Origin of the sequence: Dietzia sp. E1 (assembly GCF_014145015.1) — a bacterium.
Taxonomy (GTDB): domain Bacteria; phylum Actinomycetota; class Actinomycetes; order Mycobacteriales; family Mycobacteriaceae; genus Dietzia; species Dietzia cinnamea_A.
In genome coordinates this window covers 1-3,332 of record NZ_JAALDU010000227.1, presented here as the reverse complement: position 1 = coordinate 3,332, position 3,332 = coordinate 1, and the positions used below count along the sequence as shown (strand labels likewise).

4 protein-coding genes are annotated in these 3,332 nt (G+C 72.0%); all 4 read left to right on the top strand.

Annotation, left to right across the window (positions count from 1 at the left end):
* On the top strand, nucleotides 1–489 hold a 489-nt coding region (locus G6030_RS08620), incomplete at its 5' end, for a copper transporter (protein ID WP_182642851.1).
* 64 nt (nucleotides 490–553) lie between these two features.
* Nucleotides 554–2,383: a CTP synthase gene (locus G6030_RS08615; protein WP_061228839.1), complete on the top strand. Its 1,830-nt coding sequence runs from the start codon at nucleotides 554–556 to the stop codon at nucleotides 2,381–2,383.
* A gap of 6 nt (nucleotides 2,384–2,389) precedes the next feature.
* Nucleotides 2,390–2,959 carry an NUDIX hydrolase gene (locus G6030_RS08610; RefSeq protein WP_182642850.1) on the top strand — a complete coding sequence of 190 codons (570 nt, stop codon included), beginning with the start codon at nucleotides 2,390–2,392 and terminating at the stop codon, nucleotides 2,957–2,959.
* A gap of 17 nt (nucleotides 2,960–2,976) precedes the next feature.
* Nucleotides 2,977–3,332 (top strand): site-specific integrase (locus tag G6030_RS08605; RefSeq protein ID WP_182642849.1); only part of this gene is annotated, 356 nt, incomplete at its 3' end.

The following is a 3,332-nucleotide window of genomic DNA, read 5'->3' as shown; positions in this document are numbered from 1 at the left end:
GCCGACGCCGACCTGGGCACCCAGCTCGGCACCGCGCTCGGCCGCGCGGGTCTGCTGCGCGCCGAGGACGCCGAGCCGCACCTGGGGGACGAGGACCGGGCGACCGTGCTCACCACCCTCGCGGACGCGGACGTCATCGACTTCGAACCCGGCACTCTCCGGCCCGGGCAGCTGGCGCTCGTCGTCACCGGCCCGCAGGAGCAGGAGTCGACCGCGGTCCGCGTGGCCGCCCTCGCCCGGACGCTCGATCGTGAGGGCGCGGGAACCGTGGTCTCCGCCCGCCTCGGAGAGGGCACCGGCCACGACGCGGTGGGTGTCCTGCGGTCCTCCGGCGAGGAGGACGTCTCGACCGTCGACGACGCGGGAACGGACGCCGGCCGGCTTGCGACGGCGTTGGCGCTGGCCGAGCAACTCGCCCGTGAGCAGGGTCACTACGGTCTCGCGCCGGATGCGTCGGCCGCGGCGCCGTCGCTCCCCCCGACGCCGTAGCGGTGATAGCCTGAAGCCCCGTGGGGTGCACCGGAGCCGCACCAGCATTCATCCATTCCGGCGTATGGACACGGGAGTCCCCTTGGCACTGAATCGAGCCGCATCGCGGTCCGCGACCAAGCACATCTTCGTCACCGGCGGCGTGGCGTCGTCGCTGGGCAAGGGGCTGACAGCCTCGAGCCTCGGGCAGCTGCTCACCGCCCGCGGACTCCGAGTCACCATGCAGAAGCTCGACCCGTACATCAACGTCGACCCGGGCACGATGAACCCCTTCCAGCACGGTGAGGTGTTCGTCACCGAGGACGGCGCGGAGGCCGACCTCGACCTCGGCCACTACGAGCGGTTCCTCGACCGCGACCTCAACGCCAAGGCCAACGTCACCACCGGCCAGGTCTACTCGGCGGTCATCGCCAAGGAGCGGCGCGGCGAGTACCTCGGCGACACCGTCCAGGTGATCCCGCACATCACCGACGCCATCAAGGAACGCATCATCGCGATGGGGGACCCTGATGATCAGGGTCGCCGTCCCGACGTGGTGATCACCGAGGTCGGTGGCACCGTCGGAGACATCGAGTCGCAGCCCTTCCTCGAGGCCTGCCGACAGGTCCGCCACGAGGTCGGCCGGGAGAACATCTTCTTCCTCCACGTCTCCCTCGTGCCGTACCTGGCGCCCTCGGGCGAGCTCAAGACCAAGCCGACCCAGCACTCCGTCGCCGCGCTGCGGTCGATCGGCATCGTGCCCGACGGGCTGATCCTGCGCTCGGACCGGAACGTGCCGGACGGCCTCAAGGCCAAGATCGCGCTCATGTGTGACGTCGACCTCGAGGGCGTCGTGTCCACGCCGGACGCGCCGAGCATCTACGACATCCCCAAGGTGCTGTTCAACGAGCACCTCGACACCCACGTCATCCGCCGCCTCAACCTGCCGTTCCGTGACGTCGACTGGACCGTGTGGGGCGACCTGCTCACGCGCGTGCACGAGCCGCGCGAGGAGGTCGAGATCGCCCTCGTCGGCAAGTACATCGACCTGCCCGACGCCTACCTGTCCGTGACCGAGGCCCTGCGGGCGGGCGGCTTCGCCCACCACGCGCGGGTCAACATCCGGTGGGTCGAGTCGGACGCCTGCACGACCGAGGCCGGCGCGCGCGAGGCGCTGCACGGCGTCGACGGCATGCTCATCCCGGGTGGCTTCGGCATCCGCGGCATCGAGGGCAAGCTCGGGGCGATCTCCTGGTCGCGCAAGAACAAGATCCCGCTGCTCGGGCTGTGCCTCGGACTGCAGTGCTCGGTCATCGAGGCGGCCCGCTCGGTCGGCCTCGAGGGCGCCTCCTCCAGCGAGTTCGAGCCCGACGGCGCGCACCCGGTGATCTCGACCATGGCCGACCAGGTCGACGCGGTCGCCGGCAACGCCGACCTCGGCGGGACGATGCGCCTGGGGTCCTACCCAGCCGTCCTCGCCAAGGGGTCGATCGTGGCCGAGGCGTACGGGACCACCGAGATCACCGAGCGCCACCGGCACCGCTACGAGGTCAACAACGCCTACCGCGACACGATCGCCGAGTCCGGTCTGCAGTTCTCCGGCACCTCCCCGGACGGCCACCTGGTGGAGTTCGTCGAGTACCCGCGCGAGCAGCATCCGTTCTTCGTGGCCACCCAGGCGCACCCGGAGTACAAGTCGCGTCCGACCCGGCCGCACCCGCTGTTCGTGGCCTTCATCAAGGCGGCCCTGGACTACGAGAACGAGATGCGCCTGCCCGTCGAGCCGTGGCGCTCCGGTCAGGCGGGGGAGAACTCCGCCGGCGTCGTCGACGCCCCGGACGCCAAGACCTCGACGGTCCGCGCCGACGAGGTCGACTCCGAGTCGGCCGCCGGCGCCTCCGCGGACGGGAACTGAGCGCGGATGACCGACAGCGGTGCCCCCGGGTCCCACGACTACCGGACAGTCTCCAGCCGGAAGATCTTCGACGGTCGGGTGGTGCGCCTCCGTGTCGACACCCTGACCATGCCGGGCGGGGGCACCGCCGAGCGGGAGGTCTGCGGCCACGACGACGCGGTCGCGGTGGTGGCGCTGGACGACGAGCAGCGCATCACGCTGGTGCGGCAGTACCGTCACGCGGTGGGGGAGCGACTCTGGGAGCTTCCCGCCGGCCTGTGCGACGTCGAGGGTGAGGACCCCCTGGGGACCGCGCGCCGCGAGCTCGTCGAGGAGACCGGGCTCGAGGCCGAGCACTGGCGGCCGGTCATCGAGATGATCCCCTCGCCGGGGTTCTGCACCGAGCGCGTGCACGTGTACCTGGCCACGGGTCTGCGCGAGGTCGGGCGCCCTGAGGCGGAACACGAGGAGGCGGACATGGAGGTCGCGCGCATCCCGTTCGCGGAGGCCGTCGACTCCGTCCTCGACGGACGGATCGTCAACGGCATCGCGGTGGCCGGCATCCTCGCGGCCCGCGCGGTGATCGACCGGCCCTGACGCGGCGGGCATCGTCGATGACCTCCGGGGGCGGGGCGACCGCCCGGATCCGTGAGTACCTGGACCACCTCGCCGTCGAGAAGGGCGCGTCGGCCCACACCCTCGCCGCCTACCGTCGCGACCTGGACAGATACCGCCGCCACCTCGCCGCGGTGGGCGTCGACGACCTAACCGCCGTCACGGAGGCGCACGTCGAGGACTTCCGCGCCCGGCTGGCCACCGGTGACCCGGACGAGGGCCGCCCCCCGCTGGCCCCGAGCTCGGTCGCGCGGACCCTCGCGGCGGTCCGCGGACTGCACCGGTTCGCCACCCGGGACGGAGTGACCGACACCGACGTGGCGGCGGCGGTCGCCCCGCCGCGGCCGCCGCGCCG

Excerpts from the sequence above, each read along its gene's own strand:
- G6030_RS08610 (WP_182642850.1), top strand. The coding sequence starts at position 2,390 with ATGACCGACAGCGGTGCCCCCGGGTCCCACGACTACCGGACAGTCTCC.
- G6030_RS08615 (WP_061228839.1), top strand. The coding sequence starts at position 554 with ATGGACACGGGAGTCCCCTTGGCACTGAATCGAGCCGCATCGCGGTCC.